20 protein-coding genes are annotated in these 17,907 nt (G+C 61.9%); 15 read left to right on the top strand and 5 right to left on the bottom strand.

All coding sequences use genetic code 11. The features are described from left to right. The first annotated feature begins 20 nt into the window (after positions 1 to 20). Positions 21 to 845 (top strand): alpha/beta hydrolase, encoded by an 825-nt coding sequence (locus tag PPUTUW4_RS16780; RefSeq protein WP_015095772.1) that lies wholly within the window; start codon positions 21 to 23, stop codon positions 843 to 845. Positions 846 to 881: 36 nt separating this feature from the next. Here the strand turns inward: PPUTUW4_RS16780 and PPUTUW4_RS16775 are convergent, their stop codons facing one another. Then, positions 882 to 1,337, bottom strand: coding sequence for an AraC family transcriptional regulator (locus PPUTUW4_RS16775; RefSeq protein ID WP_015095771.1), 456 nt, complete (start codon positions 1,335 to 1,337; stop codon positions 882 to 884). 158 nt (positions 1,338 to 1,495) lie between these two features. On the opposite strand from PPUTUW4_RS16775, the gene PPUTUW4_RS16770 reads away from it, so the two are divergent. From PPUTUW4_RS16770 to ycaC, 6 genes are all read left to right on the top strand, one after another. Next, positions 1,496 to 2,413, top strand: a complete 918-nt coding sequence (locus PPUTUW4_RS16770) for a LysR family transcriptional regulator (protein WP_015095770.1) — start codon at positions 1,496 to 1,498, stop codon at positions 2,411 to 2,413. A gap of 1,078 nt (positions 2,414 to 3,491) precedes the next feature. Next, the gene (locus tag PPUTUW4_RS16765; protein WP_041474907.1) at positions 3,492 to 3,749 is read left to right on the top strand and encodes a DUF6124 family protein; all 258 of its coding nucleotides are present in this window, start codon (positions 3,492 to 3,494) and stop codon (positions 3,747 to 3,749) included. A 257-nt stretch (positions 3,750 to 4,006) separates the two neighbouring features. Beyond that, complete coding sequence (locus PPUTUW4_RS16760; RefSeq protein ID WP_015095767.1) at positions 4,007 to 4,423, top strand: DoxX family protein; 417 nt, start codon at positions 4,007 to 4,009, stop codon at positions 4,421 to 4,423. Continuing rightward, positions 4,416 to 5,024, top strand: coding sequence for an antibiotic biosynthesis monooxygenase (locus tag PPUTUW4_RS16755; RefSeq protein ID WP_007977196.1), 609 nt, complete (start codon positions 4,416 to 4,418; stop codon positions 5,022 to 5,024). The genes PPUTUW4_RS16760 and PPUTUW4_RS16755 overlap by 8 nt, the downstream gene beginning before the upstream one ends. After that, a complete protein-coding gene (locus tag PPUTUW4_RS16750) occupies positions 5,024 to 6,862 on the top strand; it encodes an amidohydrolase (RefSeq protein WP_015095766.1) in 1,839 nt (612 codons plus the stop codon). The genes PPUTUW4_RS16755 and PPUTUW4_RS16750 overlap by 1 nt, the downstream gene beginning before the upstream one ends. 69 nt (positions 6,863 to 6,931) lie before the next feature. Beyond that, the gene (gene ycaC, locus PPUTUW4_RS16745; protein WP_015095765.1) at positions 6,932 to 7,558 is read left to right on the top strand and encodes an isochorismate family cysteine hydrolase YcaC; all 627 of its coding nucleotides are present in this window, start codon (positions 6,932 to 6,934) and stop codon (positions 7,556 to 7,558) included. Between the two features lie 121 nt (positions 7,559 to 7,679). On the opposite strand, the gene PPUTUW4_RS16740 is transcribed toward ycaC, so the two are convergent. Next, positions 7,680 to 9,107, bottom strand: coding sequence for a mechanosensitive ion channel family protein (locus PPUTUW4_RS16740; RefSeq protein ID WP_015095764.1), 1,428 nt, complete (start codon positions 9,105 to 9,107; stop codon positions 7,680 to 7,682). A gap of 145 nt (positions 9,108 to 9,252) precedes the next feature. Between PPUTUW4_RS16740 and PPUTUW4_RS16735 the strand changes: the two genes are divergently transcribed. Next, positions 9,253 to 10,149 (top strand): LysR family transcriptional regulator, encoded by an 897-nt coding sequence (locus PPUTUW4_RS16735; protein ID WP_015095763.1) that lies wholly within the window; start codon positions 9,253 to 9,255, stop codon positions 10,147 to 10,149. Positions 10,150 to 10,300: 151 nt separating this feature from the next. On the opposite strand, the gene PPUTUW4_RS30505 is transcribed toward PPUTUW4_RS16735, so the two are convergent. The 3 genes from PPUTUW4_RS30505 to gspG form a co-directional block, all read right to left on the bottom strand. Then, a complete protein-coding gene (locus tag PPUTUW4_RS30505; RefSeq protein WP_083884585.1) occupies positions 10,301 to 10,930 on the bottom strand; it encodes a hypothetical protein in 630 nt (209 codons plus the stop codon). Between the two features lie 156 nt (positions 10,931 to 11,086). After that, on the bottom strand, positions 11,087 to 12,274 hold the full coding sequence (locus tag PPUTUW4_RS16725) for a type II secretion system F family protein (RefSeq protein WP_015095761.1): 1,188 nt from the start codon (positions 12,272 to 12,274) through the stop codon (positions 11,087 to 11,089). A 14-nt stretch (positions 12,275 to 12,288) separates the two neighbouring features. Next, entirely contained in the window at positions 12,289 to 12,723 is a 435-nt protein-coding gene (gene gspG / locus PPUTUW4_RS16720; RefSeq protein ID WP_015095760.1) for a type II secretion system major pseudopilin GspG, read from the bottom strand. 194 nt (positions 12,724 to 12,917) lie between these two features. Here gspG and PPUTUW4_RS16715 point away from each other — a divergent pair, with 194 nt between their 5' ends. From PPUTUW4_RS16715 to PPUTUW4_RS16685, 7 genes are all read left to right on the top strand, one after another. Then, the gene (locus PPUTUW4_RS16715; protein WP_015095759.1) at positions 12,918 to 13,526 is read left to right on the top strand and encodes a lytic transglycosylase domain-containing protein; all 609 of its coding nucleotides are present in this window, start codon (positions 12,918 to 12,920) and stop codon (positions 13,524 to 13,526) included. Between the two features lie 206 nt (positions 13,527 to 13,732). Continuing rightward, on the top strand, positions 13,733 to 13,927 hold the full coding sequence (locus PPUTUW4_RS16710) for a hypothetical protein (protein WP_041474906.1): 195 nt from the start codon (positions 13,733 to 13,735) through the stop codon (positions 13,925 to 13,927). 12 nt (positions 13,928 to 13,939) lie between these two features. Then, a complete protein-coding gene (locus tag PPUTUW4_RS16705; protein ID WP_015095758.1) occupies positions 13,940 to 14,596 on the top strand; it encodes an SCO family protein in 657 nt (218 codons plus the stop codon). Then, positions 14,593 to 15,213 carry an SCO family protein gene (locus PPUTUW4_RS16700; protein WP_015095757.1) on the top strand — a complete coding sequence of 207 codons (621 nt, stop codon included), beginning with the start codon at positions 14,593 to 14,595 and terminating at the stop codon, positions 15,211 to 15,213. Before PPUTUW4_RS16705 ends, PPUTUW4_RS16700 begins: the two co-directional genes overlap by 4 nt. A gap of 8 nt (positions 15,214 to 15,221) precedes the next feature. Then, the gene (locus PPUTUW4_RS16695; RefSeq protein ID WP_041475058.1) at positions 15,222 to 16,772 is read left to right on the top strand and encodes an ABC transporter substrate-binding protein; all 1,551 of its coding nucleotides are present in this window, start codon (positions 15,222 to 15,224) and stop codon (positions 16,770 to 16,772) included. Between the two features lie 13 nt (positions 16,773 to 16,785). After that, a complete protein-coding gene (locus tag PPUTUW4_RS16690; RefSeq protein WP_015095755.1) occupies positions 16,786 to 17,097 on the top strand; it encodes a peptidylprolyl isomerase in 312 nt (103 codons plus the stop codon). 225 nt (positions 17,098 to 17,322) lie between these two features. Continuing rightward, on the top strand, positions 17,323 to 17,856 hold the full coding sequence (locus PPUTUW4_RS16685; protein ID WP_041474905.1) for a response regulator: 534 nt from the start codon (positions 17,323 to 17,325) through the stop codon (positions 17,854 to 17,856). Positions 17,857 to 17,907 lie beyond the last annotated feature (51 nt).

Genomic DNA, 17,907 nt, shown 5'->3' with positions numbered 1-17,907 from the left:
TCGTTAAGGAGGCATCACCCATGAGCACTTTCACTACCCGCGACGGCGTCGAGATTTACTACAAGGACTGGGGCACCGGTCAGCCGGTTGTCTTCAGTCACGGCTGGCCGCTGAACGCCGACAGTTGGGAATCGCAGATGATTTTCCTGGCCTCCAACGGCTACCGGGTCATCGCCCACGACCGTCGCGGTCATGGGCGTTCCAGTCAGCCGTGGTCAGGCAATGACATGGACCATTACGCCGACGATCTGGCGCAGTTGATCGAGCTGCTCGACCTGCAAGACGCGGTGCTGTTCGGCTTCTCCACCGGCGGTGGCGAGGTGGCGCGCTACATCGGTCGCCACGGCACCGGCCGCGTGGCCAAGGCCGGGCTGATTTCCGCAGTGCCGCCCCTGATGCTCAAGACCGAAGCCAACCCCGGTGGCTTGCCACTGGAAGTGTTCGACGGCATCCGCCAGGCCTCGCTGGCCGACCGCTCGCAGCTCTACATCGACCTCGCCAGCGGGCCGTTTTTCGGCTTCAACAAGCCCGGCGCGAAACCGTCTCAGGGCATGATCGACTGGTTCTGGATGCAAGGCATGATGGCCGGCCACAAGAACGCTCATGACTGCATCAAGGCGTTCTCGGAAACCGACTTCACCGAAGACTTGAAGAAGTTCGACGTGCCGACGCTGGTGGTGCATGGCGACGCGGATCAGGTCGTGCCTTACGAGGCGGCGGGTGTCTCCTCGGCCAGGCTGGTGAAAGGCTCGACCCTGAAGATTTACCCGGGCGCCCCTCACGGGCTGACGGACACCCACAAGGATCAGCTCAACGCTGACCTGTTGGCGTTCTTGAAAGGTTAAAAAGCCAGATCAAAAGATCGCAGGCTTCGCCAGCGCCTAAACGCTAGCGTGCATGGCCATAGGAGCTGGCGAAGGCTGCGATCTTTTGCTTTCAAGGCCACGCACCATCTGACAGCGCCAGGCAAACGGATTGATGCCTTCGCTGCGGGTGAAGAGGTGGCAGAAGTGCGCCTGATCGCAGAAGCCGCATTCGAGGCTGATCTGCGTCAGGCTCATGTCGGTGTACTGGATCAATTGCTTGGCCAGGATTATGCGTTGCCGGCGAATCCAGTCCTGCGGCGAGAGTCCGGTGCTGCACTTGAAGGCGCGGGAGAAATGACTGCGCGAGAGGGCGCAGGCCTGTGCCAGTTCAGTGACTTCCAGGCTGTCGCCGAGTCGCTCGAGGATCAGTTGTTTAACCAGCCGTTCGCGCTGCGGGCTGAGGCCGCCGGTGCTTTTCTTTGGCACAGGCGTGAATGGCGCGGGCGCGGCATTTTGCTGAACGTGAGCCATGGTGAATGTCCGTGTCGGTAGGCTTCATTCTTGGACCCGAAGGCTCTGGCTTGCGAGTTAATCGTTGTTAATTCCTCGTTAAGCGCGGGACGTCCCGGGCAAAGTCAGACACACTTCTCAACCTCGCGCCTGGCCGAACACACAAGGGAACCGTGCTTATGAACCGTAACGATCTGCGTCGCGTCGACATGAACCTGCTGGTGATTTTCGAGGCGCTGATGTTCGAAAAGAACCTGACCCGCGTCGCGGAAAAACTGTTCATGGGCCAACCGGCGGTGAGCGCCGCGCTGGGGCGTCTGCGTGATCTGTTCGACGACCCGTTGCTGCTGCGCAACGGGCGCGGCATGGAACCGACGGCGCGGGCGCTGACGATTCTCAGGGAGCTGCAGCCGGCGATGGATACCATTTCCGGTGCGGTCAGCCGGGCCAGGGAATTCGATCCGGCGACCAGTTGCGATGTGTTCCGCATCGGGCTGTCGGACGATACCGAGTTCGGTTTGTTTCCGCCGTTGCTGCGTCAGTTGCAAGAGGAAGCACCGGGCATCGTCGTGGTCGTGCGGCGGGCCAATTACCTGTTGATGCCAGCGCTGCTGGCGTCGGGGGAGATCTCGGTGGGCGTGAGCTACACCACGGATCTGCCGGCCAATGCCAAGCGCAAGAAGCTGCGCGATATTCCCTGCAAAGTGCTGCGCGGTGATACCCGGCCGGGGCCGCTGACCCTGGATGAGTACTGCGAACGGCCCCATGCGATGGTGTCGTTTTCCGGTGACTTGAGCGGCAATATCGATCTGGATCTGGCGAAGGTCGGGCGTAGTCGTCGCGTGGTGCTTGGCGTGCCGCAGTTCAGTGGGTTGCGGGCGTTGCTGGCGGGGACGGAGATGATCGCCACCGTGCCGGATTATGCGGCCTGTGCGCTGGTCGAGGGGTGTGGGTTGCGGGCTGAGGATCCGCCGTTCGAGATTGAGGCGGCGCAGTTGTCGATGGCCTGGAGCGGGGTGCATGACAATGATCCGGCAGAGCGGTGGTTGCGGGCGCGGATTGGGCAGTTCATGTCTTTGGCTTTGGATGTTTCTTAGGTGTTGACCTTGGCGGCCTCTGGGCCGACCAGGCTCTTGGTTGATTGAGTACATATCCGTTGCTGCGGTAACGGCGGCTTATGGTTCCGCTCTTACAGCGGGTCACTTTGGCAAACGCCGGAGTGCCGGCCCAGCCCAAAGTAACCAAAGGTCTCGCCCCTTACGTACGGCCCCTCGCTTAGGCTCGGCGTTCCTTCGCTCCGGCATTCATCCGGGGGCATTGCCCTCCGGTCGGCTTCGCTTCGACCTGCATGCAATGAGTTCGACTGCGTCGAACGGCGCTGCGCGCCCATCCCCGGATGAACACCTGCGCTCAGCCTGCCGAGGGGGCGGGTGGATCAAGATCAAGAGCTGCAGGCGAGCTAACGCTCGGCCTGATGAGTGGTGAGAAGCGGCGCGGTGTGGGCTGCTCTGCCTTTGCTCTTCTGTGGGAGCGAGCTTGCTCGCGATGGCGGCCTGCCGGTCAGCCAATTTCTTTCGAATGTACCCAGCCCAACTGTGGGAGCCTGCTCGCGAAGGCGGTCTGCCAGCCGACCTGATTTTTGCAGATGTCCCCAATCTCTGTGGGAGCGGGCTTGCCCGCGATGGCGGACTGCCAGCCAACCAATCTCTCGCAGATACATGCAAATCAACCTGTGGGCTTGCTCGCGAAGGCGTCATGACAGTTAGCATTGATGTTGACTGACCCACCGCTTTCGCGAGCAAGCCCGCTCCCACAGGGAATGCGCAGTGTTTCGGCAGCTCTGTTTAAAAGCCGTCAGCCTCTATTCCTGAAAGCCACACCGCCTTGCGTCGTTGCCTACAACTACGCCAGAATCCGCCGGCTTGTGTGTCTTGGCCCTGATCTCTAACGTTCTCCGCGTCGCTGTCCATGCAGCGATCGGGTTTAGCCGCTCGGTAAGTTTCAAGGCTCGCCAGTGTCACCTCAAGATCATTTCGGTCTGCATGATGGTGGCTGTGCGTGGGGCACTTCGGTGCGCCGGGTTCCTTGATCCCTGGTCTGCTAACCCGCGTACAGCCGCCACCCAATTCGTTTAGCAGCGACCTGTGGCGGCTCCATTGATCAAGGAGTTCCACCATGTTCAAACCCACCCCGAATCCCCCCGCCTCACCGCGCAATCCCAGCACAATGTTTGTCATCACCCCCGACATCAACACCGAAACTCTGTTGGCCCACGCCTGCGAATCCCTGGCCTCGGCCAGCATCATGGCCAGTGATCTTGCAGGCTTTCTGCAGAGCCCGCATCGCAACGCGCTGCTTGGGATTGCGCAGATCATCATGTTGGGTGAGCTGGCGGTGAATCGGGCGCTGGATAATCTCGATCCGCAGGAGTAGCCCGGTAGAAGCAACCACAAATAACCCTGTGGGAGCGAGCTTGCTCGCGATGGCGGTGGATCAGCCAACATCAATGTTGAATGTTGTGCCGCAATCGCGAGCAAGCTCGCTCCCACAGGGAACTATGTCGTTTGGTCGCTCTCGGTCTTCCTGCAAACAGAGCACGTACATTCAATTTTTCCTCCTCCCGTCCCGGCACTATCGAATCCTGTCCCGGCGCATCGATGCCGGTGGTTTTTCATTTGTGCAGGTGGGCCATGGACACTTCGCGACGTGATGATCGGGCGCATGACTGGGGGCTGCTGTTCCTGCGGGTCAGCGGCGGTTTGTTTGTGTTGTGGGTGCATGGTTTGCCCAAGCTGCTTTACTACAGTGCCGAGTTGCAGAACATCGAAGATCCTTTCCACCTGGGCGCGAACCTGACGCTGATGCTGGCGATCTTCGCCGAGGTGGTGTGCCCGCTGCTGATCGTCGGCGGGTTGCTGGTGCGTCTGGCATGTTTGCCTATTCTGTTTTTGTTGTGGGTGTCGATGTTGCTCGTGCATCCGCAGTGGACCCTCTTCGAAGGCCAGTTCGGCTGGCTGTTGTTGATCGTGTTCACCAGCATTCTCATCGCCGGGCCGGGACGGCTGGCGCTCAATGTCCGTCTTGCCGGAGCCTTGCGTTATGTCTGATCTCAATCGCCGTGAGCCGGCAAGTCCCGGGCCTGATGAGGTGGTGACGCTGATCGTCAAGCACCGGGTCAAGGCCGGTTTCGAAGTGCCTTATGAAGCCTGGCTGCGCAACATCGTCAAGGTGGCCGCGCAGAATGTCGGGCACCTGGGCGTGGATGTGGTGCGCGGCAAGAACGCCGGCCTCGACACCTATACCTGCGTGCTGCGCTTTTGCTCGACCGAGGCGATGCAGAACTGGCTCGATTCGCCGCAGCGCCAGGCGTTGGTCGACGAAGCCGCGCCGATGCTGGCCGATGGCGACCAGACCGAAGTCAATCCGGTCAACGAGTTCTGGTTTTCGCCCCAGGCCGAAGCCGGTACGCCACCGCCGCGCTGGAAGCAGGCCGTGGTGACGTTGCTGGTGATCCTGCCGCACACCTTGTTGGTGCCGCTGCTCTGGGGGCCGCTGCTACGGCTCAACGCCTTGCTCTCCAACTATGTGGTGGCCACGTTCCTGATCACCCTGACCATCGTGCTCTCGGTGGTTTACATCTTCATGCCCATGGCGACGCGTCTGTTCGCGCCCTGGCTGTCTCCTGCCACATTGCACGAGGAACCCTGATGAACGCCGATCTGATTCTGTTCAATGGTCAATTTCATACCGTTGACCGCGAAAAACCGCTCGCCAGCGCGGTGGCGATCAGCGACGGTCGCTTTGTCGTGGTGGGCAGTGATGCCCAGGCCATGGCCCTGCGTGGCTCGAACACCCAAGTGATCGACCTCAAGGGCCGCTGTGTAATTCCCGGGCTCAACGACTCGCACTTGCACCTGATCCGTGGTGGCTTGAACTACAACCTGGAACTGCGCTGGGAAGGTGTGCCGTCCCTGGCCGATGCCTTGCGCATGCTCAAGGATCAGGCCGACCGCACGCCGACGCCGCAGTGGGTGCGGGTGGTCGGTGGCTGGAACGAATTCCAGTTCGCCGAGAAGCGCATGCCGACCCTGGCCGAGCTCAACCAGGCGGCACCGGACACCCCGGTATTCGTGTTGCACCTGTACGACCGCGCCTTGCTCAACCGCGCGGCGTTGCGTGTAGCCGGTTACACCCGCGACACGCCGAACCCGCCGGGTGGCGAGATCGTGCGCGACGCCAATGGCGAGCCGACCGGCATGTTGGTGGCGCGGCCCAATGCGATGATCCTGTACTCGACCCTGGCCAAGGGGCCGAAGCTGCCGCTGGAATATCAGGTCAACTCGACCCGTCAGTTCATGCGCGAACTCAACCGCCTGGGCCTGACCAGCGCCATCGATGCCGGCGGTGGTTTCCAGAATTATCCGGACGATTACCAGGTGATCGAGCAGTTGGCGAAGGATGAGCAACTGACCGTGCGCATCGCCTACAACCTGTTCACCCAGAAACCCAAGGAAGAGTTGACCGATTTCAAGAACTGGACCGACAGCGTAAAGCTGCACCAGGGTGACGATTACCTGCGGCACAACGGCGCCGGGGAAATGCTGGTGTTCTCGGCGGCGGACTTCGAAGACTTCCTCGAACCACGCCCGGACCTGCCGCAAACCATGGAAGCCGAACTGGAACCGGTGGTGCGCCATCTGGTCGAGCAACGCTGGCCGTTCCGTTTGCACGCGACCTACAACGAATCCATCAGCCGCATGCTCGACGTGTTCGAGAAGGTCAACCGCGACATTCCGTTCAACGGCTTGCCGTGGTTTTTCGATCACGCCGAAACCATCACCCCGCAGAACATCGAGCGGGTGAGGGCGCTGGGTGGCGGCATTGCGATTCAGGATCGCATGGCCTTCCAGGGCGAATATTTCGTCGAGCGGTACGGCGCGAAAGCTGCCGAAGCCACGCCTCCGATCAAGCGCATGCTGGCCGAGGGGGTACCGGTCGGTGCCGGCACCGACGCCACGCGGGTATCGAGTTACAACCCATGGACTTCGCTGTACTGGATGGTCAGCGGCCGCACCGTCGGCGGCATGGAACTGCACGCCGAAGGCCTGTCGCGCCTGACGGCGCTGGAACTGTTCACCCACGGCAGCGCCTGGTTCTCGTCGGAGCAAGGCAAGAAAGGCCAGATCAAGGTCGGGCAACTGGCCGACGTCGCCGCCCTCAGCGCGGACTTCTTCAGCGTCGATGAAGAGGCGATCAAGTGGATCGAGTCGGTACTGACCGTGGTCGGCGGCAAGGTGGTGTACGGCGCCGGTGACTTCGAGAAACTCGGGCCGGCCAGCGTGCCGGTGCTACCGGACTGGTCGCCGGTGGTGAAGGTGCCGGGCCACTGGCGCCCGACATCGCCGATGCAGGCCCAGGTTCACCACTGCAGCGGGCCCTGTGCGGTGCACTCCCACAGCCATGAACGGGCGCGCCTGTCGAATGCGCCGGTCAGCGATTTCGCCGGTTTCTGGGGCGCCTTTGGCTGCTCGTGTTTTGCCTTCTGACGCATTCAAAAAAGCGCCGACCCAACAGGGCGGCGCGGTATGCAACAACCATCCATCAAGGAGCTTCCAATGAGCAACGTTCCGTACAATCGCCTGAACAAAGACGATGCCGTGGTATTGCTGGTCGACCACCAGACCGGTCTGATCTCGCTGGTGCAGGATTTCTCGCCCAACGAGTTCAAGAACAACGTGCTGGCGCTGGGCGACATCGCCAAGTTCTTCAACCTGCCGACCATCCTCACCACCAGTTTCGACAGCGGTCCGAACGGGCCGATCGTGCCGGAGCTCAAGGCGCAGTTCCCGGACGCGCCGTTCATTGCCCGCCCGGGCCAGATCAACGCCTGGGACAACGAAGACTTCGTCAAGGCGATCAAGGCCACCGGTCGCAAGCAACTGATCATCGCCGGTGTGGTGACCGACGTGTGCGTGGCGTTCCCGACCCTGTCAGCCATTGCCGAAGGCTATGAGGTGTTTGTGGTGACCGACGCTTCCGGCACCTTCAACACCACCGTGCAACAAGCGGCCTGGGCACGCATGTCGGCCGCCGGTGCGCACCTGCTGAACTGGTTCTCCGTGGCCTGCGAGCTGCAAGGCGACTGGCGCAACGACATGGAAGGCCTGGCCAACCTGCTGTCCGAGCGCCTGCCGAACTATCGCAACCTGATCAACAGCTACATGAAGTTCACGGCCAAGTAAGACGTACACCTGTGGGAGCGAGCTTGCTCGCGATGGCGGCGTATCAGTCGACACATGTGTTGACTGACAGAAAGCTATCGCGAGCAAGCTCGCTCCCACAGTGTTTTGTGTCAGCCGTGGATCAGCGACTCTGCAACCACCCCAAAAACCCACCTTTCCTGACCGCCACCGGTTTGGCCATCAACGCCATCCGGCTGTTCTGCTGGCGCACCGCTTGCAGCTTGTTCAACGCCCGGTCGACCTCCCGACGTTGCCCCATGCAGTCGCGGGTCAGGGATTTGTCGAGGCGGTAGATGATGCTTGAAGTCATGGCGGTGAACCGTGCCTGGGACGGCGTATCGGCGAGGATGCTTTGTTCGCCCATGACTTCACTGGGCCCCATGCGCCCGGCTTCGATCTGCGTGCTGCCGTCGGGGACGGTGGCGCTGACTACGCCGGTGGCGATGACGAACAGACTGTCCGGTACTTCCTCCAGGTCCAGCACCACATCACCGGCTGCGTATTGCTGCGCCACCATGTTCTGGGCCAGGCGATCCCGTTCCTCGGCGCTCAGGGAACGGAAGATTTTCACTTCATCGAGCAAGGCCCGTGCGCGGGTCGACGGCTCGATCACGCCATCGGGTTGCCGGGAAATGCCTGCCGCTTCGAGGTGCCGATGAGCCAGGTCGAACAGTTGGTTGCGCACTTCACCCTTTTTGCCCAATTCGGCGATGAAGCCGCTGGCCACGTATTCGGACATGGTTTCGCCGGCTTCCTTGAGCACGGCTTTGGGCGCCGGATCGAGGAGCAGGCTGCTGCTGCCCTGAAGAGTACGGTCCAGGGCATCGAGTACCCGACGCGGGCGAATGTGGTTGGGCACCTGAATGCTGATCGACACGCCGTGCATGTTGAACGGGCGGCTGAGGTTGACGATCTTCGCCTTGGCCGCCACCGAGTTCGGCACCACCGCGGTGCTGCCGGCGCTGGTCAGCAGGTGAGTGGCACGCCAGTCGATGTCCAGCACCTTGCCCTCGATACCGTCGATGGAAACCCGGTCATCGACTTGGTAGGGCTTGGTGGTGTTGAGCACGATGCCGGAGAAGACGTCGCTCAAGGTGCTCTGCAATGCCAGACCCACCACGATGGCGACGACGCCGGAGGTCGCCAGCAAACCTTTCACTGGCAGTTCCAGCACGTAGCCGGCGGCGGCCACCACCGCAATCAGGAACACCAGTGCGCCGATGACATCCTGCAACAGCCGGCCGCTGTGGCCAATGCGCCGCATCAGGGCCAGGCCGATCACTTCGGTGAGCACCCGCGCCGCGTACAGCCACCAGAGAATCCCCAGTGCCGTGGCCCCCAGTTGTGCCACGCGATCATCGGCAAACAACGGCGCCTGCAACGGGCTGACGCCGGCGTTGATGAGCACCGCGCTGAACAGCAGAAACAGCGCCAGGCGCACACCGACCCGGCTGACGCGATGCTTGAATGGCGCGAGGTGCCAGAGCAGGGCGTCGATGGCCAACAGCAGGGAACTCAGGGAAAGCAGGTGGGAGAAAATGTATGACATGGGGCTGCTCCGGTGTGCGTAGATCTGAAGAGCGCAGAGGCACTTTGTGGTGGGGGTGAATTCAACACCGTGAACACAGAGTAATAGGGTGCCTGAAAGGGAAATAGCGGCTATAAAGTGTTTGACTGTCAACCAGGAAGTGACAATGAACCCCTTCGAAGATATGCGTATTTTTTGCCAGGTGATGGAGTCTGGAAGCTTCACCGCTGCCGCCGATCAACTGGGGCTGTCCAAGCAGTTTGTCAGTCGTCGCTTGATGCAACTCGAAGAGCGCCTGGGCGTGCGCCTGCTCAATCGCTCGACCCGGCGACTGGATGTCACGCCGCTGGGGCAAAGTTATTACGAGTCAGCCTTGCGCCTGCTCAGCGAAGTCGAACAAGTGGAGCAGGGCATTGCCGGCCAGACCACCGAGCCACGCGGGACCATTCGTGTGAGCGCTCCGCTGTCGTTCGCACTGGCGCATCTGGGCTGCCTGTTGCCGGTGTTTTTGCAGCGCTATCGCGACGTGACGGTGGAGATGGATCTGAGCGATCGGCCTGTGGATTTGCTGGGTGAGGGATACGACCTGGCGTTGCGCATCGGCACGCTCGAGGACTCGACCTTGATTGCCCGGCGGATCGCGTCGATCCAGCGGGTGTACTGCGCAAGCCCGGCGTACCTGGCCGAGCGCGGCACGCCGCTCAAACCTGATGATTTATACGGTCATGACTGTCTGCCGTACGGCCATGGTCGACAGGTGCAATGGCGTTTTGCGGGGCAGGGCAAGCCGCTGACGGTCAACGTCACCGGGCGGATGCGGGTCAATAACGGCGAGGTGCTCAGGGATGCGGCTATCGCCGGCCTGGGGATCACGTATTTGCCGGCGTTCATCGTCGGCTCGGCGTTGGAGGATGGACGGCTGGTGGAGGTACTGGGGGATTGGCGGCCGGAGCCGCTGACATTGTCGGCGGTGTATCCGCAGCATCGTCAGAGTTCGCGGCCGGTGCAGGTGCTGGTTGAGTTCTTGCGCGAGGCGCTGGATCAGTCTGAGGGTGGGTTGTAGAAGTGCGGAGTCCCTGACTCAAACGAACCTGTGGGAGCGAGCTTGCTCGCGATGGCGTCGTGTCATCCAACATTGAAGTCGTCTGACACTCCGCCTTCGCGAGCAGGCTCGCTCCCACAGGGTTTTTGCGTTGTTTGGGAATCAGCAGGAATCAGCTCCGTTTGTCATCACCGGGTTCGGCATGGACACCACGGTCATCGCCGGGTTCGCCATTGGCATGGACGCCACGGTCATCGCCGGGTTCGCCATTGGCATGGACGCCACGGTCATCGCCGGGTTCGCCATTGGCATGGACGCCACGGTCATCGCCTGGCTCGCCATTGGCATGGACGCCACGGTCATCTCCAGCTTCATCATGGGTGCCGCTGCGTCCCGAGGACGAGGCCGTTCCGGAGTGGCTCGAACCGCTGTTGGCACTGCCATGGCCGCTGTTGCTGCCATGGTCGCCGCTATGGCCACTGCCGCTGTTGCCGCCACTGCCGCTTCCGCCGTGACTGCCGCCACCGCTGCCACCGCTGCCACCGCTGCCTCCATTACCGCCGCCGCCGTGACTGCCGCCTCCGCCGCCTCCATTGCCGCCGCCGCCACCTCCATTGCCACCGCCACCTCCATTGCCACCACCGCCTCCACCACTACCGCCACCACCCCCGCCGCCACCACCACTACCCCCATCCTTGGCCTGAGCACTGGATACCCCGGACAGGCTGTCCGGAATCAGTACGGTAGACGCCGACAGAACCGCGCCAATAGCTACTGCCAGTAAAAGCTTACTGATCTGCATGTCGTTCTCCGTCTTCTTGTTTGAGCCTGGAACGTTGATGAACCCTGCAACGTGCTGCTTTTTTCCCATGGGAGCCTGTTAAACACCTCGGCGGGCTGATTTATTCAGTTGGGTGGTTGAAGAAATGCAACGGACAGCGCGGCCCTGTTCCAAAGGTCAGTGAATACTCGAGGCCAGTTCGAAAATCGGGATGTACATCAGGATCACGATCACCCCGATCAACAGGCCGATGAAGGTCATGAGCAAGGGTTCGAACAGCCGTACGAACCATTCGATCCAGCGGCTGATTTCTTCGTCGTAGAAATCGGCGCTGCGCTCCATCATCTGCCCGAGGTTGCCGGACTGTTCGCCAGCGCGCAGCAGGCGCAGGGAAACGGGGGTCACCAGTTGATTGAGCTCCAGCGCGGTGGACAACGATTGCCCTTCGCGCACCCGTTCGCAGGCCTGGTCCAGGCGGCCGCGGGAGGCGACGGTGAGCAGGTTGCGGACCATGCCCATGGCGGTGACGAGGGGAATGCCGCCTTGCAGCAGAATGCCCAGGGAACGGTAGAAGCGTGCCAGCTCATACATGAAGATGCGCTGGTGCACCGCGGGGAGTTTTTCGATCACGCGGTCCAGTCCCCGCCGAAACGCCGGTTGGCGCTGCAGCAGGACGAGGGCGACGATGATGGCCAGCAAGCCACCGAAGAATTCGCCCTGGTGGGCGTGAAGGAACATGCCGCTGCTCATCAGGATCTGCGACAACCACGGCAGGTTCGACCCCAGCCCTTCGAACACCAGGCTGAAACGCGGCACGACGTAGCCCATCAGGAACAACACCACACCGCCGCCCACAACCAGCAACAGCATGGGGTAGATCGACGCGCTGATGATCTTCTGGCGAACCTCGTCCATGCGCTGTCGATAACTGACATATCGGCCCAGGGCATCGCCGACGGCACCGGTCTTCTCGCTGGACTGCACCAGCGCCACGTACAAAGGCGGGAAAACGGCCGCCAACTGGCCCAGGGCCTGGGAAAACGATTTGCCCTCGTAAAGCAGGCGCACCAGCTCGCTCAGGGTTTTGCGGGCTTGTGGCGCGTTTTCCTTTTCCGCCAGGCTTTCCAGCGCATCGATCAACGGCAGGCCGGCGTTGAGCAAGGTGGTCAGCTCCTGGCTGAACAACACCAGGTTGAACGTCTCGCGCCTTTGCAGGCGCAGCGCGCGCCAATGTCGCTCGGCATGCAGGCTGAGAACCCGCAGGCCCTGGTCTTCGGCGATGCGCCTGGCTTCGCTTTGCCCCGGCGCATCGACGGTCATTGAGACGACACCGGCCTTGCCGACGGCTTTGAGATGAAAGCGCATGGTCGCCATATCCGTCAGTTCCAGTTGGTGACTTCGGCGTTCTCGCCTTCGCCGCCGGGTTGCCCGTCCTTGCCCATGGACAACAGGTCGTACTCGCTGTTTTCACCGGGATAGCGATAGCTGTAGTTGCGGCCCCAAGGGTCTTGGGGGAGTTTTTTCTGCAGGTACGGGCCGGTCCAGCGCGGTTCGTCGGCGGGGGCCGTGACCAGCGCCTGCAATCCCTGTTCGGTCGAGGGGTAATGGCCGACCTCCAGCCGATAAATGTCCAGGGCTTTGCTCAAGCCTTCTATTTGTGCCTTGGCCACTTTCACTTCGGAACGGCCCAACTGGGCGAAATACTTCGGCGCCACGATGCCGGCCAACAGCCCCAGCACCACCAGCACCACCAACAGTTCGAGCAGGGTGAACCCGCTTTGGGTTCGCCGGGCATAACGCAGATGCTGATTCATGATGACCTCGCACGGTAGGCAGCAGTGTTGCCATGCAGTTGCATGCAATTGCCATGCTCATGATCGGTGATCCTTCTGCACCCCCCGTGCCATGCGCCTTCTCACTTACGGCACAGTGCTTGCGTATGGCTGTTGCACGACTGGCCATTGGGGCAATACCCCCATTTTTCGGGGCCGGGAGGGGAGGTCTGACAATGAAGTTACTCACCACCGGGTTGCTGGGTCTGCTGGTGTTGACCGGCGCCGCCCAGGCCGATGTGTTTGTTTCCATAGACGCCAATGGCAGCTACGTCCTGTCCAATGTCCACCGCCCCGGACGCCACTATGAACGGGTGATCCGAGAACCTGATGCGCCGGTCGTCAGCCTCGACCAGCAGCCGCAGATGATCGCCGCGCAACCCTACGCCGAACTGGTGGCGGCGGCGGCCACGGCCAACGAACTGCCGGCGGCGCTGCTGCATGCGGTGATCAAGACCGAATCGAGCTACAACGCCCGCGCTACGTCACCCAAGGGCGCTGGCGGACTGATGCAGTTGATGCCCGACACCGCCCGCGAAATGGGCGTGACCAACGTCTACGACCCCAAGGCCAACATCCAGGGCGGCGCCCGCTATCTCAAACGCCTGATGACGATGTTCGACAACGATATCCGCCTCGCCGTGGCGGCCTACAACGCCGGCCCGCAAGCGGTGCTCAGCCGTGGCAACGTGGTCCCGCCGTTCGCCGAAACCCAGCGTTATGTGCCCAACGTGCTGAAGCAGTATCGGCGTTTGCAGGGTTTGTCCGCGGATGCGCCGCTGTGATCGAAACCCCGGGGGGGCGATTTTCCCCAATAGTGGGGAATGGTGGCCCCAGTCGGAAAGTGGGGGATTGGGTGGGGAATATCCCCCGGCTTATCAAGTCGTGATTATAACATGCTGATTAATAACGTATTTTTCTTGGCATGCGGATTGCTCCAGACGATTTATCGAGAAGTTTTCCCCGATAACCCGCAGCGAGGTCCGAGTCCATGATCGGCATATCCCGCGCTTTGTCCTTGATTAATTTGCAGCGGGTGGCTGCCGACGATTGCCTGACCATCAATCTGCAGAACCTGCTGGCCTACCCCGCCGACGTGCAATTTCGTGTGATGGACAAAGCCTCGGGCCAACCCTTGTCCGGTGACGCTTCGGGTGTTCGGGGCGAACCAGGCGATACCCGCTAAGAGGAAACTGACATGAACCGATTCGCGCATCGCGCAATGCTGACGTTCTGCCTGTTGGCCTTCGGTATCGACCAGGTGCCGGCTCATTCGACGGACGAGCACGCCGGGCACGACATGGCAGCCAGGAAGGTCGGCCAGGAGACCGCCCGGATCAGGATTGCCGACGTGGCCTTGCTGGACCAGAACGGCAAGGTCGTCAGCCTGGAAAAAGACCTGGTGAGCAACAAGATCGTGGTCATGGGTTTCATCTACACCAACTGCACCACGGTCTGCCCGGTGGTGTCCTCGATCATGGGCAAGGTGCAGAAACGGCTGGGTGCGCGGGTCGGCACCGAGGTGCAACTGGTGTCGATCAGCATCGACCCGCAGCGTGACGATCCCCAACGCCTGAACGACTACGCCCGCACCTTCCAGCAGGGACCGGGCTGGAGCTGGCTGACCGGTTCGCCGCAGTCGGTCGATGCCACCCTCAAGGGCCTGGGTGCCTACAGCGGTGACTTCCAGAACCACTCGCCGCTGATTCTGGTGGGCGACGGCAACAACCGCCTCTGGACCCGCTATTACGGTTTCACCGACCCGACGGAACTGGCCCGGGCCGTCGAGAAGCTCAGTGGTGAACGCAATACCCACGTCAAGCACACTGCCATTGCCATGGAGCGACAGCCATGAGAGCCATCGACTGCTTCACCCTGGGCATCTGCTACTGCATTTTCAGTTCAGTGGCGTTTGCCCACGAAGGGCATGAGCAGACCGCGCCTGTGGCGGCCGCCGCGCAACCGTCCAGCGGCACCCACGATGCGAAAACCTGGTTCACCGACACGCCGTTGCAGGACCAGAACGGCAACACGCTGCGCTTCTACAGCGACGCATTGAAGGACCGTGTGGTGCTGCTCAATGTGATTTTCACCCGTTGCGACGATGCTTGCCCGCTGATTACCCGCAAGCTCAAAGAAGTGCGTGAAGTGCTCGGCGACAAGGCCGACGGCATCACCTTTATCTCCCTTACCAGTGATCCGCTGCGGGACACCCCGGCGGTACTCAAGGCTTACACCTTGAAACAGGGCATCGATGGGCCCCACTGGTTTTTTCTTACCGGCGACAAGGCGCAAATGGACCTTGTACTGGGTCGTATCGGTCAGATCGTGCCGACCCCCGAGCAGCACTCCACTCACTTGATCGTCGGTGACGTGGCGAACAATCGCTGGAGCAAAATCAGTCCCGATGCCCCGGCAGCCACCATCGCCCAGCGCCTGCAGTTGCTGACAACGCCCGTGGCCGGACGCTAGCCATGGCCATCAATACTGCCCTCGTCCTTGGTCTGCTGCTCTTCGGCGGCCTCACGCTCAGCGTCCAGGCGCTGCCGCTGAACCTCAGCGAAAGTGCCGGCAAGCGCCTGTACCGCGAAGGTATATCGGCCAGCGGCGAGCCGATCATGGTCCGGGTCGGCGCATCGAACATGCTGCTGCCGGCCACCAGCCTGCCGTGCGCCAAATGTCATGGCGACGACGGCCTCGGGCGCCCGGAAGGCGGGGTGCGCCCACCGGACCTGAATTGGTCGCGGCTGGCCGGCAGCCATGGCCAGCAGCACATCAACGGCCGCAGTTACCCGGCCTACAGCGACAGCACCCTGGCGCAGGCGGTGCAGGAGGGGCGCGACCCCGGCAATAACCGGCTCGATCCGTCGATGCCACGATTCGTGTTGTCGATGAACGATCAACGCAATCTCACGGCGTACCTCAAACGCCTGGCCGAAGACCGCGATCCGGGCCTGACCCCCGACAGCCTGCACCTGGGCACGTTGCTGCCGGGCACCGGGCCATTGCGCGAGGAGAGCGTCACGGTGGCGGCGGTGCTCAAGGGCTGCGTGACGCGTATCAACGAGGCGGGGGGCATTCACGGCCGGCAGTTGCGCCTGACCATCCTCGACCCCGGTACCGATCGCGCCAGTGCCGAAAAGGCGCTGAACCGGTTGATCGATGAAGAGCAGGTGTTCGCCCTGATCGCTCCGCTGGCGCCGGCATTGGACATGGACCTCGGCGTGCACCTGGAACGGGCTGGCATTCCGCTGATCGGGCCGCTGTCCTTGCAGGGCACGCCCCACGCCAGCCCGCAGATATTCGAACCACTACCGGGGCTTCGCGAGCAATTGATCGCCCTGGCCGATTACGCCAGTGCCAGCCTGCGGGTGCTTCAGGGGCCGACGTTGATCGCCTATCCGGACGAATCCGGCCAACGGCTGGCGGCACAGGAACTCAGCCGGTACTTGCAGGGGCGCGCCTGGCAAAAGGTGCGCCTGCAAGCCTACGACCCGAGCGGGGACGACTTGCCCCTGGGCTCGCGCTCGGTGTTTTACCTGGGCACAAGCAGCGGCTTCAGCCGACTGGCCGAGCGCCTGCAAACGGCGGGGCAGGTGCCTTACCTGTTCGCCACCTCGAACCAGGTGGCGGGCAATCTGACGCAGGTGCCCAGCGGATTTTCCCGGCGGGTGTTCCTGGCCTATCCGTTCGTGCCCAGCGACTGGACCCTGGCCGGGCGCCTGGCCCTGACTCAGTTGCGCGAACACCAGGGCCTCGGTGGCCAGCACGCGATACTGCAAGTGGGCGCGTTCAGTTCGATGATGCTGCTCAGCGAAGGCATGAAGCAGGCCGGGCGGGATGCCAGCCGCGAAAAGCTGGTCAGTGCCCTGGAAGGCCTGCAAGACTTCGATACCGGGCTGACGCCCCTGATGAGCTTTGGTCCAGGCCGACGCCTGGGCTTGAGCGGTGCCCATATCGTCACGGTGGATCTGCCGGACCAGCGGTTCTATCTGGTCGCCCCCTATAAACCTGTCGCTGCCACGCCCTGACCGGAGGCCGATCATGAAACTCGACACTTTGCCGGTCCTGCGGGCCCTACATACCCCGGTCAAGGTAGCGCCCGGTGCTGACGCTTCCACAGTCGAGGCCGCGGGTCTACGCTTAACTGCGATCAGGGCCCCCATCGTTACCGGGGCCGATTTCGGCCACGTTGCCCGTGGCGGGTCCGAAGAGGCGTCGGCCTGCGAAGGGGGTCACCTGGGTTACTTTCCCCGTGGACGGAGGGTGCCGCAGTTCGAGGCTGCAGCGTTTGCCCTGGCACCGGGGGCCATCAGCCACTCGCACAATCGGATCGAGCGGATTGATGATGACTAGGGGGCGTTCCCCAACAGTGGGGGAAAAACTTCAATGCCAATCCGATCGCTTTCCCCGTTTTTGGGGGAAGGGATTGCTGTACAAAAAAGGCATTGTTTTTAAATTCAAGGACATGAATGCCTGAAATTACCGGCGCTCAGTCTGGCATGAAGTGTGCGTTAGTCCTCTCAGGGCACGCGCTCCGCCAGGTTCAAAACCCGGACCTGCGGTTTCAAGGAGTCGACCTTGTTGAACAAAGTACTGGTTGTTGATGACGAACAGCTGCTGGCACAAAACCTCCAGGATTACCTGCAGGCGCAAGCGCTGGAAGTCCGGATTGCTCACGACGGTGCACATGGAATCGCCGAAGCAGACGATTTCGCACCCGATGTGATGGTGTTCGATTACCGCTTGCCCGATATGGAAGGCTTTCAGGTGCTCGATGCCGTCCGCCAGAACAGGAAGTGCCATTTTGTGCTGATCACAGGGCATCCAACCGCGGAAGTTTGCGAGCGGGCCCGGCTACTGGGAGTCAGCCATATCCTGTTCAAGCCCTTTCCGTTGGCGGAATTGGCCCGTGCAGTGCTTGATCTTCTGGACAGGCGGCGCGAGCCCAGGCCGGGTGTGAGCACCTCCGAAGGATTCGTCGAACGACGCCAGAGCAGGACCGAGAGTTTCCCGCTGCAGTTGTACGACGGTAGTTGGGTGCTTGCAGATCGCCGAAAAAATACATCGGCTTCCATGGCGCCAGACGACGAACAATTGCTCACCGGGGAGTAGTGGCGCGACAAGACGTTCCGGCCCGTGCCGAAATGGCTCGCCGCGCTGACA

Source organism: Pseudomonas sp. UW4, from assembly GCF_000316175.1.
Classification (GTDB): domain Bacteria; phylum Pseudomonadota; class Gammaproteobacteria; order Pseudomonadales; family Pseudomonadaceae; genus Aquipseudomonas; species Aquipseudomonas laurylsulfatiphila.
Note: the sequence above shows the minus strand (reverse complement) of the source record. Positions and strands in the feature narration are given on the sequence as shown.